The organism is Robertmurraya korlensis NBRC 107688, from assembly GCF_001591645.1.
Classification (GTDB): Bacteria; Bacillota; Bacilli; order Bacillales; family Cytobacillaceae; genus Robertmurraya_A.
In genome coordinates this window covers 45,760-62,438 of the sequence record NZ_BCVH01000002.1, presented here as the reverse complement: position 1 = coordinate 62,438, position 16,679 = coordinate 45,760, and the positions used below count along the sequence as shown (strand labels likewise).

The 16,679-nt window shown below is 37.7% G+C and carries 17 protein-coding genes and 1 other annotated feature; all 17 genes read left to right on the top strand.

Annotation, left to right across the window (positions count from 1 at the left end):
• Nucleotides 1–25: 25 nt before the first annotated feature.
• The 17 genes from BKO01S_RS05170 to cccA all read left to right on the top strand — a co-directional run bounded on the left by BKO01S_RS05170 (nucleotide 26) and on the right by cccA (nucleotide 16,669).
• On the top strand, nucleotides 26–2,212 hold the full coding sequence (locus BKO01S_RS05170; protein ID WP_066049794.1) for an HD family phosphohydrolase: 2,187 nt from the start codon (nucleotides 26–28) through the stop codon (nucleotides 2,210–2,212).
• A complete protein-coding gene (gene ybeY / locus BKO01S_RS05165; RefSeq protein WP_066049791.1) occupies nucleotides 2,209–2,679 on the top strand; it encodes an rRNA maturation RNase YbeY in 471 nt (156 codons plus the stop codon). The genes BKO01S_RS05170 and ybeY overlap by 4 nt, the downstream gene beginning before the upstream one ends.
• A complete protein-coding gene (locus BKO01S_RS05160) occupies nucleotides 2,657–3,040 on the top strand; it encodes a diacylglycerol kinase family protein (RefSeq protein ID WP_066049788.1) in 384 nt (127 codons plus the stop codon). The genes ybeY and BKO01S_RS05160 overlap by 23 nt, the downstream gene beginning before the upstream one ends.
• A 198-nt stretch (nucleotides 3,041–3,238) precedes the next feature.
• Nucleotides 3,239–3,640 (top strand): cytidine deaminase, encoded by a 402-nt coding sequence (locus BKO01S_RS05155; RefSeq protein WP_066050556.1) that lies wholly within the window; start codon nucleotides 3,239–3,241, stop codon nucleotides 3,638–3,640.
• Nucleotides 3,633–4,550 (top strand): GTPase Era, encoded by a 918-nt coding sequence (era, locus tag BKO01S_RS05150; RefSeq protein ID WP_066049784.1) that lies wholly within the window; start codon nucleotides 3,633–3,635, stop codon nucleotides 4,548–4,550. Before BKO01S_RS05155 ends, era begins: the two co-directional genes overlap by 8 nt.
• 152 nt (nucleotides 4,551–4,702) lie before the next feature.
• Complete coding sequence (locus tag BKO01S_RS23805) at nucleotides 4,703–4,846, top strand: YqzL family protein (protein WP_084361971.1); 144 nt, start codon at nucleotides 4,703–4,705, stop codon at nucleotides 4,844–4,846.
• 30 nt (nucleotides 4,847–4,876) lie between these two features.
• Nucleotides 4,877–5,638 (top strand): DNA repair protein RecO, encoded by a 762-nt coding sequence (gene recO / locus BKO01S_RS05145; protein WP_066049781.1) that lies wholly within the window; start codon nucleotides 4,877–4,879, stop codon nucleotides 5,636–5,638.
• Nucleotides 5,639–5,677: 39 nt separating this feature from the next.
• Nucleotides 5,678–5,855, top strand: a binding site (T-box leader).
• 83 nt (nucleotides 5,856–5,938) lie between these two features.
• A complete protein-coding gene (gene glyQ / locus BKO01S_RS05140; RefSeq protein ID WP_066049780.1) occupies nucleotides 5,939–6,829 on the top strand; it encodes a glycine--tRNA ligase subunit alpha in 891 nt (296 codons plus the stop codon).
• Nucleotides 6,822–8,897 (top strand): glycine--tRNA ligase subunit beta, encoded by a 2,076-nt coding sequence (glyS, locus tag BKO01S_RS05135; RefSeq protein ID WP_066049778.1) that lies wholly within the window; start codon nucleotides 6,822–6,824, stop codon nucleotides 8,895–8,897. Before glyQ ends, glyS begins: the two co-directional genes overlap by 8 nt.
• Nucleotides 8,898–9,022: 125 nt before the next feature.
• Nucleotides 9,023–9,658, top strand: a complete 636-nt coding sequence (gene ccpN / locus BKO01S_RS05130) for a transcriptional regulator CcpN (RefSeq protein WP_066049775.1) — start codon at nucleotides 9,023–9,025, stop codon at nucleotides 9,656–9,658.
• 73 nt (nucleotides 9,659–9,731) lie between these two features.
• A complete protein-coding gene (locus tag BKO01S_RS05125) occupies nucleotides 9,732–10,541 on the top strand; it encodes a pyruvate, water dikinase regulatory protein (RefSeq protein ID WP_066049769.1) in 810 nt (269 codons plus the stop codon).
• Between the two features lie 289 nt (nucleotides 10,542–10,830).
• The gene (locus tag BKO01S_RS05120) at nucleotides 10,831–11,274 is read left to right on the top strand and encodes a YaiI/YqxD family protein (protein WP_232311173.1); all 444 of its coding nucleotides are present in this window, start codon (nucleotides 10,831–10,833) and stop codon (nucleotides 11,272–11,274) included.
• Between the two features lie 40 nt (nucleotides 11,275–11,314).
• The gene (gene dnaG / locus BKO01S_RS05115) at nucleotides 11,315–13,129 is read left to right on the top strand and encodes a DNA primase (RefSeq protein ID WP_066049765.1); all 1,815 of its coding nucleotides are present in this window, start codon (nucleotides 11,315–11,317) and stop codon (nucleotides 13,127–13,129) included.
• A gap of 33 nt (nucleotides 13,130–13,162) precedes the next feature.
• Complete coding sequence (rpoD, locus tag BKO01S_RS05110; protein WP_066049762.1) at nucleotides 13,163–14,287, top strand: RNA polymerase sigma factor RpoD; 1,125 nt, start codon at nucleotides 13,163–13,165, stop codon at nucleotides 14,285–14,287.
• Between the two features lie 78 nt (nucleotides 14,288–14,365).
• The gene (locus BKO01S_RS05105) at nucleotides 14,366–14,893 is read left to right on the top strand and encodes a hypothetical protein (RefSeq protein WP_066049759.1); all 528 of its coding nucleotides are present in this window, start codon (nucleotides 14,366–14,368) and stop codon (nucleotides 14,891–14,893) included.
• Nucleotides 14,894–14,993: 100 nt separating this feature from the next.
• On the top strand, nucleotides 14,994–16,133 hold the full coding sequence (locus BKO01S_RS05100) for an acyl-CoA dehydrogenase family protein (protein ID WP_066049756.1): 1,140 nt from the start codon (nucleotides 14,994–14,996) through the stop codon (nucleotides 16,131–16,133).
• A gap of 173 nt (nucleotides 16,134–16,306) precedes the next feature.
• Entirely contained in the window at nucleotides 16,307–16,669 is a 363-nt protein-coding gene (gene cccA, locus BKO01S_RS05095; RefSeq protein ID WP_066049753.1) for a cytochrome c550, read from the top strand.
• Nucleotides 16,670–16,679: the final 10 nt, after the last annotated feature.

Here is a 16,679-nt window from a genome sequence, read left to right as displayed (position 1 = left end):
AGAAAAGAATTGGAGGAGAGTCAGAGTGGAAAAGATTCAACAACAGTTGATGAAAATTAGAGGCTTACTCGATATACGAATTTTTCGGGTCTTGTTATTCCTCGTACTTGGCTTAGTCCTTTATGCCTCCATGTTTACCAATGTTAAGCCAGAAAAGATGGATTTGCGCTTGTTTTCCATTGCGAATCAAACCGTACGATCTCCAGTAACCATTTCTGATAAGGAAAGTACTGAAAAGAAGAGAGAAGAAGCTGGAGACGGTGTTCAAGATGTCTATTATATGAAAAAGGAAACCAATGAAAATAGGGTTGATTTAATCACCTCGATTTTCGATGCAGCAACGGAAGTGAAAAAAGAGCTTCAGGATCAAGCAAATGCTTCAGAGGGAGCCTCTCAGGAACAAGGGAGTGGGAGTTCTGGAGGAACTCTAGCACCTTCGAATAATGAAGTGGTCGATAAGATGAAGGGCAAGTTAACAGAGGAGGTAACAAGAAGTATTTCTGATTCTGTATTGCTAGCACTAGTCTCCTCGACTAAGGAAGAGTTATCCGTTGCTAAGGATGTTACCGTAACAGCCATAAATACGGTTATGAATCGAAGAATACCAGCAGATGAAGTAGAGAACAGTAAAAGACTAGTCGAAGAAGAACTCAAACTAACCACCATGAGCAGTCAATTAAAAGCAGCTGTGATTGAATTAGGTCGATATGCTATTGTTCAAAATGAATTTTTTGATTTAGAGGCTACTCAGGAGCTAAGGGAACAGGCAAAGGAAAGCGTTGAACCGGTGAAAATACTTCAAGGGCAAATTATTGTTGAGGAGAATCAGCTAATTAGCAGAGAAGTCTTCCGTCAACTGGAGCTCGTTGGTCTTACGGACAATCAGCAATCTATCCTTCCTTTTATCGGATTAGCACTTCTTGTAATGGTAATGGTGTTTGCTTTGTATTATTACTTCCATGAACTAAAAGTGAGTGGGGATATGAAGCAAAATTACTTGCTATTGTTTAGCATTATATTTATTCTGTCAATTGTGATGTTAAAAGGAATCAGTCTCCTACAACAATTTGAGTTTTCAGATTTAGGTTATCTGTTTCCCGCTGCAATGGCATCGATGTTAATTAAAATTCTGGTGGATGACAGATTAGCCATTTTAACAACGATTATTCTCGCTCTTTGTGGAACGATATTATTTAGTGAAAATATAACAAGCTCACTCAATGTGAATATTGGGATATACATTATTTGCAGTGGTTTAGCTAGCATTATGTTTTTAAGTAAACAAAATCAGAGAATGAAAATTCTACAAGCAGGAATGTTTGTTTCTTTAGTTAATATCGTTATCATTTTTGCCTTGTTATTTATTAATAATGGTCATTATAATGCGAAAGAATATACGTTTTATTTTGGTGGTGCGTTTACATCAGGGATCATTGCAGCTATTCTAACCATTGGGTTACTTCCATTTTTTGAGGCGGGGTTTGGAATCCTTTCAACTATGAGGTTAATTGAGCTATCAAATCCTAACCATCCCCTTCTGAGGAAAATATTAACAGAGGCGCCTGGAACATACCATCATTCCATTATGGTTGCGAATCTTGCTGAGTCAGCATGTGAGGCAATCGGTGCAAACGGCTTATTAGCAAGGGTAGGATGTTATTATCACGATATTGGTAAGACAAAGAGACCACAATTTTTTATTGAAAATCAAATGAATATAGAAAATCCTCATGATCGCTTACCGCCACAAACGAGCAAGAATATAATTGTGGCGCATGCTACCGATGGTGCTGAACTACTAAGACAATATAAAATGCCTAAAGAGATTGTCGATATAGCAGAACAACACCATGGCACTACGTTGCTTAAGTTCTTTTACCACAAGGCAAAACAAAATGGAAATGAGGTACGCGAAGAGGAGTACCGTTACCCAGGACCAAAAGCACAAAATAAAGAAATTGCCATAATCGGAATCGCAGATAGTGTGGAGGCTGCAGTACGGTCTATGCAACATCCGAATCCAGAGCAAATAGAAAGCTTGGTTAAAAGTATTATCGCAGATCGTTTGCAGGACGGACAGCTGAATGAATGTGACTTAACACTAAAGGAAATGGAAATTATTTCGAATACCTTATGTGAAACATTAAAGGGAATCTTCCATTCCCGTATTGAATATCCAGAAATTACGAAACAGAAGGTGAAACAAGCATGAATTTAGACATCGATTTTTTAGATGAAACACAAGAAATGACGGATGAATCCATTGGGCAAATGGAAGAGTTATTAAACTTTGCACAACAAAAACTTCAAATGACAGAGCCGTGTGAGCTATCTGTGACTTTTGTCAATAACGACCGTATTCAAGAAATTAATCGGGAATACAGAGGAAAGGATAAACCAACAGATGTGATTTCTTTCGCTCTAGAGGAACTCGGAGAGGGTGAAATTCAAATAACCGGTGGAAACATGCCAAGAGTTCTCGGGGATATTATTATTTCCACCGATAAAGCTCGTGAGCAGGCTGTTGATTACGGGCACTCTGTTGATCGGGAGTTAGGATTTCTAGCAGTGCATGGATTTCTGCATTTGTTAGGGTACGATCACGAGACAGAAGCAGAGGAAAAGGAAATGTTTGATCTTCAACGGAGAATATTGGATGAGTATGGGCTCGGGAGATAACAGGAAGTTTAAGACAATAAACGTCCTATATTCTTTTCGGCATGCTGTTTCTGGGTTTAGCAAGGCACTAAAAGAGGAGAGGAATATGAAAATTCATCTTTTCTTTACAGTTGCAGTAGTCTTCCTTGGGTTCGTGCTAGAGGTTACAAAAATAGAGTGGATTCTTCTCCTCTTATTAATAGGTGGAGTGATCTCGTTAGAACTAATCAATTCAAGTATTGAAAACCTTGTTGATTTAGTGACAGAAGAATTCCATCCACTTGCCAAAAAAGCAAAGGATATGGCAGCGGCAGCTGTATTTTTCCTATCTATTGTGAGCGTCATCATTGGTTTGATTATTTTTATACCAAAGGTATGGTAGAGGGAACCGAATTTTTTCGGTTCCATATTTATTTGAAATCGCATTCAAGAAAGAGTAAAATAGGGAAACAAAATGAAGAGATTGATTAATATTTAGAAAATTCAATCTTCTCCATTACAATTTTGCTACAATCAATGAAATGTAGAACAAAATGAGGTAAAATAGGAGTATGCAGTCTCCTTGAAAGGAAGTATTAATTTGAGCAAGCAAGAGACTTTAATTAAAGAAGCAAAAATAGCGAGAGAAAAAGCATATGTTCCATATTCTAAGTTCCAGGTGGGAGCTGCCCTTTTAACGGCTGATGGAAAAGTATATCATGGGTGTAATGTAGAAAATGCTGCCTATAGCATGACTAATTGTGCGGAGAGAACTGCATTTTTCAGTGCCTATGCTGAGGGAGATCGTCAATTTGAGATGCTGGCTGTGGTGGCTGATACGGAAGGACCAGTCTCACCGTGCGGAGCATGTCGTCAAGTCATTTCAGAGCTATGTCCCAAAGACATGAAAGTCATTTTAACCAATTTAAAAGGTGATATACAAGAATTAACAGTGGCAGAACTACTACCAGGAGCATTTTCAGCGGAGGATTTAAATGAGTAATAATCAAAAACAAGAACACAAATCAGGATTTATCTCTATTATTGGGCGTCCAAACGTAGGGAAATCAACATTTCTAAACCGAGTAATTGGACAAAAAATTGCCATTATGAGTGATAAACCACAAACTACTAGAAACAAAGTACAAGGTGTATTAACAACAAATGATGCACAATTAGTATTTATTGATACACCTGGGATTCATAAGCCAAAGCATAGGCTTGGGGACTTTATGATGAAGGTTGCTCAAAACACATTAAAAGAAGTAGACATTGTTCTATTTATGGTGAATGCAGAGGAGGGCTTTGGTCGTGGAGAAGAATTTATCCTAGATAAATTCCAATCAATCAAAACACCTGTATTCCTCGTCATCAACAAAATTGACCTTGTTCATCCCGACCAGCTTATGGAAATTATCGTGTCTTACAAAGAAAGATATCCTTTTGCTGAAATCATTCCTATTTCTGCTCTAGAAGGAAATAACCTAGAAGTATTACTTGATGTAGTTAAGAAGTACATTCCGGAAGGACCACAGTATTATCCTGCAGACCAAGTGACAGATCACCCAGAAAGATTTATTGTGTCAGAGTTAATACGTGAGAAGGCACTTCATTTAACAAGGGAAGAAATCCCTCATTCATTAGCGGTAGTCATTGAGAAAATGGAGCGTCTGGAAGAGAAAGATGTAGTGCACGTTATGGCGACAATTATTGTTGAACGTGATTCGCAGAAAGGGATCATCATTGGGAAACAAGGAAGCATGTTAAAGGAAATTGGCCAACGTGCAAGACAGGATATCGAAAACCTGTTAGGAACAAAAGTATTTTTAGAATTATGGGTTAAGGTTCAGAAGGATTGGCGTAACAAAATGTCCCAACTGAGAGATTTTGGGTTCCGTGAGGACGAATATTGATTTACCATTTTTAGATTATTATTCATCTTTCTAGTTTATGCACCTTTTTTATTAACAATATTTTCGACTCATTATTTTTGGTAGACAAGGCTATGATAATGGTAACAAATTAGATTTATTGCTAGTCGACTAATTGAAAGGTGGGGTTTTTGATGTTGGATTTTACCTGGAAGGTTTTTAAGGAAACAGGTAATATTGACACTTATCTACTCTTTAAGGAGTTAGAGAAGGAGAATCAAGAAATACCCGGGAATCAGGATGATGAGCTAGCAGAGGTTGAATTTCCATTTCTCTAGGTTTGTCTCGTAATAGGATGGTGTTCTAGATTGTTTCAGAAATGTGAAGGCATCGTCATTCGAACAAATCATTATGGTGAAACGAATAAAATAGTTACTCTATTCACGCGTGAATGGGGTAAAATTGGGGTGATGGCACGCGGAGCAAAAAAGCCTAATAGCCGCTTAGCTGCCATCACTCAGCTTTTTACATATGGTCAATTCCTTGTGCAAACAAGCAGTGGTCTAGGAAGCTTGCAGCAGGGTGAAATGATATCATCGATGCGCTCCCTAAAGGAGGATATCTTCCTAACCGCTTATGCAAGTTATATTATTGATTTAACGGATAAAAGTACAGATGAAAAAAAAGCAAATCCTTTTTTATTTGAGTTGCTTTATCAAACGTTAAACTATATTAACGAAGGTTATGACCCAGAAATCATAGTACATATTTTTGAAGTGAAAATGTTGAATACCTTGGGGTTACATCCCGTTCTCAGTCAATGTGCCTTTTGTGGGAGTACAGACGGTCAATTTTCGTTTTCAATCAGAGAAGGTGGATTTATCTGTCATCGATGTTTGGAAAAGGATCCGTATCACTACAAAATCTCACAATCAACAGTAAAACTACTTCGATTGTTTTATTTTATCGATATGAAGAGATTAGGGAATATTTCTGTAAAGCAAGAAACGAAGGATGAGTTGAAAAAAATTATTAATGCTTATTATGAAGAATACTCTGGTCTACACTTAAAAACCAAAAAATTTTTAAATCAGATCAGCCAATTAGGGAGTATGGATAATAAGAGTTGACAACTAGTCTTGTTTCAGCTAAGATTCAAATTAAATTTAATATTTGCGTTGAAGGAAAGGAGTACTTAACTTCCTCTACTTAGAAGCGATCCTAGGACGGTGAAAGCTAGGAATAGAGTGTTAAGGAAGGGCGTTCCCGAGCAATTTCGGATTAAGGTGGCTGACGAATATATGGTCGGCAAATAGGGTGGAACCGCGGGTAACTCTCGTCCCTATGCTATATAGGCATAGGAGACGGGAGTTTTTTTGTTGCCCAAAAAAATGATAATCTTCTTATGCGATAATTTTTGGAGGTGTACCATGAATATTCAAAACATGATTTTAACTTTGCAAAAGCATTGGTCAGATCAAGGATGTATTTTAATGCAGGCATATGATGTGGAAAAGGGAGCAGGTACGATGAGCCCTTATACGTTTTTACGTGCGATTGGCCCTGAACCTTGGAGTGTGGCGTATGTGGAGCCATCAAGAAGACCAGCAGACGGTAGATACGGAGAAAACCCTAACCGTTTGTATCAACACCACCAATTCCAAGCCATTATGAAGCCTTCTCCTGATAATATTCAGGAAATTTATCTCGATTCTTTGAAGGCGCTAGGAATTGATCCTCTTCAGCACGACATTCGATTTGTAGAAGATAACTGGGAAAATCCATCACTAGGATGCGCCGGGCTTGGTTGGGAAGTATGGCTCGATGGCATGGAGATTACGCAATTTACGTATTTCCAACAGGTTGGGGGACTCGAATGTAAACCAGTATCAGTAGAAATAACTTATGGAATTGAGCGTCTTGCTTCGTATATTCAAGAAAAGGAAAACGTGTTTGATCTTGAGTGGACAAATGGCTTTACGGTTCGTGATATTTTCTTACAGCCTGAATACGAGCACTCAAAATATACTTTTGAGACTTCAGATCCGGAGATGCTTTTTAATTTGTTTAACATTTATGAAAAAGAAGCACATCGCCAAATGAATGAAGGCCTTGTTCACCCTGCTTATGATTACGTCTTGAAATGCTCTCATGTATTTAATCTTTTGGATGCTAGAGGGGCTATTTCAGTTACGGAACGAACTGGATTCATCGGTCGATGCAGAAACTTAGCTAGAAAGGTAGCTAAAACGTTCTATGAAGAGAGAGAAAAGTTAGGATTCCCAATTCTACAGCAAATGGGGGAAAATACACATGAATAAGCAAGACTTATTATTAGAAATCGGTCTTGAGGAGATGCCTGCTCGTTTTGTTACGGGTTCAATTGAGCAATTAACCTCTAAAATAGAAAACTGGTTAAATGAGAAAAAGATTGCGTTTGATTCGATTTCCCATTTTTCTACTCCTAGACGTCTAGCTGTGATTGCTTACGGTGTAAGCTCTAGTCAAGAAGATGTTGAGGAAGAGGCAAAAGGACCGGCAAAAAAAATTGCCGTTGACCACGAAGGAAATTGGTCAAAAGCCGCTATAGGATTTACTAGAGGTCAGGGAATGTCTGTAGACGACATTTATTTTAAAGAGATTAATGATGTCGAGTATGCTCATGTACGTAAGTTTACAAAGGGGCAACCGACAAAAGAAATTCTACCTGAGTTAGAACATATTATTACGGGACTAACATTCCCTAAAAATATGCGTTGGGCAAATGAAACACTAAAGTATATACGTCCAATCAAGTGGTTGCTTGCTATTTATGGAACAGAGGTTATCCCTTTCGCCATTACGAATGTATCAACCAGCAATCGTACAAACGGACATCGATTCTTAGGAAAAGAAGTGGAAATTGGTTCACCAGAAGAATATGTAACTAAGCTCTTAGGTGAATTTGTTATTGCGAATGCAAAGGAAAGAAAAGAGGCTATTCTCTCTCAAATTTCAAAGTTAGAAGAAGAGGAAGGTTGGACGATTCCTGTAGATGAGGACTTATTAGAGGAAGTAACGAATTTAGTTGAATACCCAACCGCTCTATTTGGAAAGTTTGAAGAAGAATTTCTTGAACTCCCAGAAGAAGTTCTTATCACATCAATGAAGGAGCATCAAAGGTACTTTCCTGTTAAGAAAAAGGATGGAACACTCTTGCCGTTCTTTGTTACAGTAAGAAATGGTGATCATAATCATCTTGAGACGGTAGCAAAGGGTAATGAGAAGGTCCTTAGGGCGAGACTATCTGATGCAGCATTTTTCTATAGAGAAGATCAAAAGACAAGTATTTCTGATTCTTTAGCTAAGCTAGGTTCCATTGTCTATCATGAGGAAATTGGTACGCTCTCTGAAAAAGTCGACCGCGTTCGTTCTTTAACAAATCAGGTAGCGGAATTATTAGCTTTTAATGAAGAAGATCAAAAGACAGCGGACCGTGCTGCTGAAATCAGTAAATTTGATTTAGTTACTCATATGGTTTATGAATTCCCCGAGCTTCAGGGGTTCATGGGTGAGAAGTATGCTAGACAAAAAGGGGAATCAGAGTCGGTTGCAGTTGCAATTAATGAACACTACATGCCAAGAAATGCAGATGACTCTACTCCTAAATCAAATAGTGGGGCAGTGCTAGCATTAGCAGAAAAATTAGATACCATTGTCTCGTTTTTTGCAATCGGTAATATTCCAAGCGGCTCGCAGGATCCGTATGCTTTAAGAAGACAAGCTTCAGGAATTGTTCAAATCTTAATCAATAAAGAGTGGAATGTATCTTTAACGGACCTTCTCCGTCTTTCTATTGGTGCCATAAAGGAAAAGGGAATTGGAGAAAGAGGAGAGGAAGAGTTACAACTTGAGCTTGTATCTTTCTTCAAGTTACGTTTAAAGCATTATTTACAAGAACAAAACATCCGTTATGACATCATAGATGCCGTTTTAGAAAAAGACATTACAGCCTTACCTACACTTGTTAAAAAGGCAGTTGTTTTACAAACGAAGAAGGATGCGAACGGCTTTAAAGAGACGGTTGAAGCTCTTAGCCGTGTGCTAACGATCTCGAATAAAGCAGTGGAAAATGTAAAAATCAATGAATCTCTATTTGAGAACGAGTACGAGACTGCACTTTATAAGCAATATCTTGATGTGAAATTATCATTAGAAACAAATGGAGCTAGTGAAGAAGAGTTTTTTGATAAACTTGCATCATTACAAGGAGCGATAAACGACTTCTTTGACCATACAATGGTAATGGCAGAGGATCTTGCATTAAAAAACAATCGTTTAGCACTAATGTCGCAGTTAGCAGAGTTAATTATGAGCTTCGCTAATGTAAAGGAAATTGTAACAAAATAATACTTTTTAAAAGGGCCTTCTAACGGTGAAGGCTCTTTTTATCCTAATGTCTTTTCATTTATGAGAGATAGTATATAATAATTTTATATAAGTATGACATACATATAAGCCTAAACGGCAATTAGGTGGTGAGTACAATCGAGCTTAATAAACGGCAAGAGCATATTTTGCAAATTGTAAAGGAAAATGGACCGATAACGGGAGAACATATTGCAGAACGACTTAACTTAACGAGAGCAACACTTCGACCAGACTTAGCTATTTTAACTATGGCTGGTTATTTGGATGCAAGGCCTCGGGTTGGTTATTTTTACACAGGAAAATCAGGAACTCAGCTGCTGACTGAGAGTTTAAAGAAGCTATATGTAAAGGATTATCAATCCATACCTGTAGTGGTAAGTGAAAACGTTTCTGTTTACGATGCGATCTGTACCATGTTTCTCGAAGATGTAGGAACATTATTTGTTGTCGATCAATCTTCTTTGCTCACGGGCGTATTGTCGAGAAAAGATCTACTAAGAGCAAGTATTGGAAAGCAGGAGCTGACGACTTTACCAGTGCATATTATCATGACAAGAATGCCTAATGTAACCATGTGCGGAAAAGACGATCTTCTCATTGATGTGGCACATAAATTGATCGATAAGCAGATTGATGCACTGCCTGTAGTTAGGGAATCGGAAAGAGGATTCGAAGTACTTGGAAGAATCACTAAAACGAACTTAACGAAGGCGTTTGTAGCATTAGCCGAAGGAAATTAACACAGTCGCATTACAGTATTACTCGATTCGCACACATAAGATTTATTACAATTGAAGTAGGAGATGAGGAAGTATGGGGAAAATGCCAATCGTCTACGTGGTATCTGATTCTGTAGGAGAAACTGCAGAGCTCGTGACAAAAGCAGCGATAAGCCAATTTGATGGACAAGAGGTCACAATCAAAAGGTTTCCATATGTAGAGGATAAATCCAATATTGACGAAGTGATTTCACTTGTGAAATTAGACGGTGGGATGGTTGCCTATACACTTGTCAAGCCAGATATGCGGGATTATATGAGGGATACGGCGAAGGCAGAAGGAATTTATGCCTGTGATATAATTGGACCTCTAATTGACCAAATACAAGATATTTGTGGTAAGCAGCCATTATTTGAACCTGGTTTAGTTAGGAAGCTGGATGAGGATTATTTTAAAAAGGTTGAAGCAATTGAATTTGCAGTTAAGTATGATGATGGTCGGGATCCGCGGGGAATCTTAAAAGCAGATATCGTTTTAGTAGGAGTTTCGAGAACATCGAAAACTCCATTGTCACAGTATTTGGCTCATAAACGGATTAAAGTGGCGAATGTTCCACTTGTTCCAGAGGTTGACCCTCCTGAGGAATTATTCAAAGTACCTGCAGAGAAATGTTTCGGGTTAAAAATAAGTCCAGAAAAACTAAATAACATAAGGCGAGAACGACTTCTTTCATTGGGGTTAAACGACCGAGCAAGCTATGCAAATATTGAACGAATTAAGGAAGAGATAGAGTATTTTGATAAAATTGTTTCAAGAATCGGATGTCATGTGATCGATGTAACAAATAAAGCTGTTGAGGAAACGGCTAATGTTATTTTAAACCGTTATTTAAAAAGAGGATAAATAACTGAAATAGCGCATAAACTTATGTGCTATTTCTTTTTTATATTTTGGAGCAATCTAAAAAAAGTAATGGAAAAATAGACTTTTATATACTATAATAAAAAATTGTGATAAAAATGTATCAGATTAGGTTTAGACTTCACTATGAACGAATAAACTATTTATTGTCAGAAGTCAAGAAACTCGTCTTAAAAAAATTCGACAAAGGCTTTTCCGTTAAGTTATTCCTCCAAATAAGAAGGAATATGTGGAGTGATGTAGAATTAATAGTACATTAGGTTTACCGAAGGTGTTTGTAGATGCAGATTCCTGTCCAGTGAAGCAGGAAATTGTCGAAATCGCGTCGAATTTTTCATTGGAAGTAATTTTTGTTGCATCTTATAATCACATAAGCACCACAGAAACTGCAGGAACATGGAAATATGTCGATACGGGTAAGGAGGAAGTTGACTTATATATCATGAACCATGTGGGTAAAGGAGATTTTGCGGTAACCCAAGACATCGGGTTAGCTTCGACTCTCCTGCATAAAGGTGTTTATGTTCTTTCTCCAAGGGGGAATGTATACGAAGAGAAAGATATTAATCTTGCTCTTGATATGAGGTATCTTGCCGCGAAAGCTAGACGACAAGGGGTACACTCAAAAGGACCCAAACGTTTTGGTCAAAATGACCGAGATGATTTTGCGAAAAATTTTTATAGAATTTTGTCGAAATTTGCAGGAAATCTATAATTTATCGCGAATTACTCACTAATACCTGGAGTTGTTTTTCATGGCAGAACGTATCCCAGAGGATAAAATTAATGAAATTCGCCAGGCGGTTGATATAGTGGACGTGGTTAGCGACTATGTTCAGCTGAAAAAACAAGGTCGTAATTATTTTGGACTTTGTCCCTTTCATGGAGAAAATTCTCCATCCTTCTCCGTTTCGCCGGATAAGCAAATTTATCATTGTTTCGGATGTGGAGCAGGTGGAAATGCATTTTCTTTCTTAATGGAACAAGAAGGTGTCTCGTTTATAGAAGCGGCAATTAAGCTAGCTGAAAAAGGAAATGTTGAGCTACATATCGAATCGTCTTCTCAAACCCATTCTAGGACGATCCCGAATGATTTTCAGCAAATGATTGATGCTCACGATTTATTACGTAAATTCTATCATCATTTGCTTGTAAATACAAAAGACGGTCAACATGCCCTTGAGTACCTATTATCGAGAGGCTTTACAAACGAAGCAATTGCTAAATTTCAGATAGGTTATTCATTAAATTCATGGGATTTTGTTTACAAATTCTTATCGAAACGTAACTATCCCCCTGATGTAATGGAAAGGGCTGGGTTGGTAATTAAGCGTGAACGTGATGGAACCTATTTTGATCGCTTCAGAGACCGCATTATGTTTCCTATATTAGACCACAAAGGCAATACAATTGCGTTTTCAGGTAGATCACTAGGGGCAGATGAGCCTAAATATTTAAATAGTCCTGAAACAGCAATTTTTAACAAAAGTAAAATTTTATATAATTTTCACCAAGCAAGGGCTAGCATAAAAAAAACAAATCAAATTGTATTATTTGAAGGGTTTGCTGATGTAATTGCTGCAGATCGATCAGGTGTTCACAATGGGGTTGCTACGATGGGAACATCGTTGACTGACGATCACATCGTTTCGATTAGGCGACGTGCTGAAGCAGTTACGGTTTGTTACGATGGAGATAATGCTGGTATTGAGGCTGCTCACCGTGCTGGTCAACTTCTTCACTCAGCAGGAATTCAGGTACGGGTGGCGATTTTGCCCGAAGGAATGGACCCTGATGATTTCATTCGCCAAAATGGTGAAGAAAAATTTCAAAACGAGATACTATCTGCTAGTGTCACATTAATGAATTTTAAACTTCGATATTTAAGAAGAGGAAAGGATTTAAATAATGAAGGAATTCGCCTCCAGTATATCGAAGAAGTATTAAAGGAAATAAGCCTACTTGAAAAGGTAGTGGAACGAGATCACTATTTAAGACAGCTAGCAAGTGAATTTTCCCTTTCGCTTGATGCTTTAAAGCAACAACAAAAACAATTTTTCTTTGCGAACAAAAAGGGAAATCGTGAGCAATATGTTCAGAAAAGAAATCAAGATGTGATTATCAAACAAACTTCCACACTAAAACCTGCTTTTGAAACTGCCGAAAGACGTTTAATTGCTTATATGTTGAAGGATTCCGACATAGCATATAAAGTGCAGGATTTGTTAAATGGTACTCCCTTTAATATTGATGAGCATCAAGCAATCATTACGTATTTGTATGGGTATTATGAAAAGGGGTTCCAACCGAATCCGAGTGACTTCTTAACATATATAAAAGATGAAAAGCTTAGACGAATAGTTGCAGATATTGGAATGATGGCAATTGCTGAAGAAATAAGCGATCAAGAGCTTTCCGATTATATTAAGCAGGTGTTGAATTATCAAAAGATGTTAAAAATAAAAGAAAAAGAAGCAGAAGAGAAAGAAGCAGAGAGACAAAAGGATTATGGAAGGGCTGCAGCAATTGCGATGGAGATTATCCAATTGCGCAAGACATTAAAAGCTTAAGATGGTTGTTTGACTTTGGAAGGAGGGGTACATATGGCTGAAAAATCGGCCCGTTCAAAAGAGGTTGATTCAGATTTGACCCTAGAACAAGTAAAAGATCAGTTAACAGAGGTTGGGAAGAAAACAGGGGTTCTAGCCTATGACGATATTGCAGAAAAATTAGCTAATTTTGATGTAGACTCTGATCAAATGGATGAGTTTTATGAATTTTTAGGTGAACAAGGTGTAGAATTAGTGGGTGAATCTGAAGATGGTGACCCCAATATACAGGAGCTTGCTAAAGGTGAAGAAGAGTTCGATTTAAATGATTTAAGTGTACCACCAGGTGTTAAGATTAATGACCCAGTCCGAATGTATTTAAAGGAAATCGGTCGTGTGGACTTATTGTCTGCAGAAGAGGAAATCTCACTTGCTAATCGTATCGAACAAGGCGACGAAGAAGCAAAGCGCCGACTTGCAGAAGCAAACCTGCGTCTTGTAGTTAGTATCGCAAAACGCTATGTTGGTCGTGGAATGTTATTCCTTGATTTAATTCAAGAAGGTAATATGGGATTAATAAAAGCGGTTGAGAAGTTTGATTACCGCAAAGGATTTAAATTTAGTACGTATGCTACTTGGTGGATACGACAAGCAATTACTCGTGCAATTGCAGACCAAGCAAGAACAATCCGTATTCCCGTTCATATGGTTGAAACAATCAATAAATTAATTCGAGTACAGCGTCAGCTACTTCAGGATTTAGGACGTGAACCAACTCCGGAAGAAATCGGTGAAGATATGGATCTTACTCCAGATAAGGTTCGTGAAATCCTAAAAATTGCTCAAGAACCAGTTTCATTGGAAACTCCTATTGGGGAAGAGGATGACTCACATTTAGGTGATTTCATTGAAGATCAGGATGCTACATCACCTTCTGAGCATGCTGCTTATGAGCTATTAAAAGAACAGCTTGAAGATGTGCTTGATACTTTAACCGACCGTGAAGAAAATGTATTACGACTACGTTTTGGACTGGATGATGGCCGTACGAGAACTTTAGAAGAAGTTGGAAAAGTGTTTGGTGTTACGAGAGAACGTATAAGACAAATTGAAGCGAAAGCGTTAAGGAAGCTTAGACACCCTAGCCGTAGCAAGCGCTTGAAGGACTTCTTAGAATAAAATGATTGTCTAAAAATAGTTTACTTCTTACAATAGAGGTAAACTATTTTTTATGTTCAGCCAGAGAAAGGAAAAGGTATGAGTAATAATCGGAAAGAAATCATTATAAAAGAAATTCATTATTGGAAGGAATCGAAGCTTCTTCCTGAACAATATTGTAATTTTCTATTAGCCTTATATACAGAAGGAAAACAAATGAACGGAAAAAAAGTAAGGAAAAATAGCATTGATTGGAGGGGATTATTCTCATATACTCCATTGCTGCTGATTCCGATTGGTATATTTATATATTTTACTGAATTATCTTTCTTTTTGCAAACGACTCTTTACTCTTTATTGATATTATTTGGATTTGGAATAAGTTTTTACTTTCTTAGAAAAGCGACAGGCTTGATCGTTCCGATGATCTCTACTGCCCTAATCGTTTTGTTATGCTCTGTAGATCTAGTTACGTATTTTTTTCCAGATAATCAAGTGAGCCTTTATATAACCATTATTTTAAACTGTCTGGTTTGGTTTGTCATTGGCAGTAAAGCAAATTTAATGTACTTTACAATTTCTTCTCTGTTAGGTTTGTTATTGTTAGTAGCATCTATATTTATATAACAATTATTTATTAAAAAATTTAAAATGTTGAGAAACTTATTAAACTCCTTATATAATAGGTTTGAAAGCGATTTCACCTTACGTTAAGGAGGAGAAAAACATGAATTTTGATTTAACATCAGAACAAAGCATGATCCTTCGAACAATTAGAGAGTTTGCTAATGAAGAAGTTGCACCAGGTGCTCTAGAAAGAGACCTTAATAAGAAGTTTCCGAGTGATGTGTTTATGAAATTATCAGACTTAGGGTTAATGGGGCTTCCGTTTCCTGAAGAGTATGGAGGTGGAGGAGCGGATACAATAAGCTTTGCGATCGTGACAGAGGAGCTAAGTAGAGCATGTGCCTCTACTGGAATTACGTATTCAGCTCATATTTCATTGGGGGGAGCGCCCCTTCACTTATTTGGTACAGAAGAACAAAAGAAGAAATACTTAATCCCCATTTGTACAGGTGAATCGTTTGGAGCTTTTGGATTAACTGAGCCAAATGCTGGTTCAGATGCAGGGGGAACAAGAACGAGTGCTGTTGAGGAAAATGGTCAGTTTGTTATCAATGGTAATAAATGTTATATTACAAATGCGAGTTATGCCAAGCATTTAGCAATTACAGCGGTAACTGGTGAACAAAATGGAAATAAAGAAATTAGTGCTATTATTGTACCTACTGATTCAACCGGTTTTCAAGTCATTAACAATTATGAAAAGATGGGACTTCATGCATCCAATACGACCGAATTAGTACTAGAAGATGTTCATGTACCCACTGAGAACCTACTAGGAAGGCGTGGAGAGGGCTTTAAGCAGTTTTTAATTACTCTTGATGGTGGAAGGATTGGAATTGGTGCAATGGCAGTGGGTATTGCTCAAGCAGCCTATGAGAAGGCATTAAATTATGCAAAGCAGAGGCAACAGTTTGGGAGAGCATTGTCACATTTCCAAGCGATTCAGTTTAAGCTTGCAGACATGGCAATGAAGATTGAACTGGCTAGAAATATGGTATTTAAAGCAGCATGGTTAAAAGACCAAGGACGCTCTTTTACAAAGGAAGCCTCCATGTGTAAGCTATACGCTTCTGAAATTTGTATGGAGGTCACTGACCAGGCTGTACAGATACACGGAGGGTACGGGTATATGAAGGACTATCATGTAGAACGTTACATGCGTGATGGAAAACTTACCGAAATTGGTGAAGGTACCTCGGAGATTCAACGTATGGTGATTGCACGAGCAATTGGTTGCTAGCAACTTTATGACAGACCTCACAAAAAGAAGTGAGGTTTTGTCTAATTTAAGAACTTAATGTGACAAAGTTTACTTTAGTACTTTTCCTTCTGGCCGTTTTCAAGTAAAATAGATATTGTTTGTATTCTATATTTACATAGTTTTTGATGTACTTACATAAGGGAGGGAAAAGCATGAATCGCAATCCGATTATTCCATTTGTCTTAATCATGGTTCTTGGTATTGCTGCAATGTTCCTTTTTTCATTTAAAGGCTTAGGTGACAGTAAGGAACTAGCTGCAGAACAAAAAAATGGTGGAGAAAAGACAGAAGAGGTTTCAAACAATCCCGAAGATATTTATAAGACTGCGGGCTGTATTGGTTGTCACGGGGATGCATACCAAGGGGGCGTTGGTCCTGCTTTAACAGGTGTTGGTGACAAACTTTCAAAAGAGGAAATCCAAGAGATCCTAGTGAATGGTAAAGGTTCGATGCCAGGAGGTCTAGCGGCAGGTAACGAAGAAGCAATGGCTGATTGGTTATTGGAACTTAAATAAGTAAGCGTTT

Coding starts and splice junctions, on each gene's coding strand:
- era (WP_066049784.1), top strand. CDS start 3,633: ATGAGTAATAATCAAAAACAAGAACACAAATCAGGATTTATCTCTATT.
- BKO01S_RS05125 (WP_066049769.1), top strand. CDS start 9,732: ATGGGGAAAATGCCAATCGTCTACGTGGTATCTGATTCTGTAGGAGAA.
- BKO01S_RS23805 (WP_084361971.1), top strand. CDS start 4,703: ATGTTGGATTTTACCTGGAAGGTTTTTAAGGAAACAGGTAATATTGAC.
- BKO01S_RS05160 (WP_066049788.1), top strand. CDS start 2,657: ATGAGTATGGGCTCGGGAGATAACAGGAAGTTTAAGACAATAAACGTC.
- cccA (WP_066049753.1), top strand. CDS start 16,307: ATGAATCGCAATCCGATTATTCCATTTGTCTTAATCATGGTTCTTGGT.
- rpoD (WP_066049762.1), top strand. CDS start 13,163: ATGGCTGAAAAATCGGCCCGTTCAAAAGAGGTTGATTCAGATTTGACC.
- ybeY (WP_066049791.1), top strand. CDS start 2,209: ATGAATTTAGACATCGATTTTTTAGATGAAACACAAGAAATGACGGAT.
- BKO01S_RS05100 (WP_066049756.1), top strand. CDS start 14,994: ATGAATTTTGATTTAACATCAGAACAAAGCATGATCCTTCGAACAATT.
- glyS (WP_066049778.1), top strand. CDS start 6,822: ATGAATAAGCAAGACTTATTATTAGAAATCGGTCTTGAGGAGATGCCT.
- BKO01S_RS05105 (WP_066049759.1), top strand. CDS start 14,366: ATGAGTAATAATCGGAAAGAAATCATTATAAAAGAAATTCATTATTGG.
- dnaG (WP_066049765.1), top strand. CDS start 11,315: ATGGCAGAACGTATCCCAGAGGATAAAATTAATGAAATTCGCCAGGCG.
- glyQ (WP_066049780.1), top strand. CDS start 5,939: ATGAATATTCAAAACATGATTTTAACTTTGCAAAAGCATTGGTCAGAT.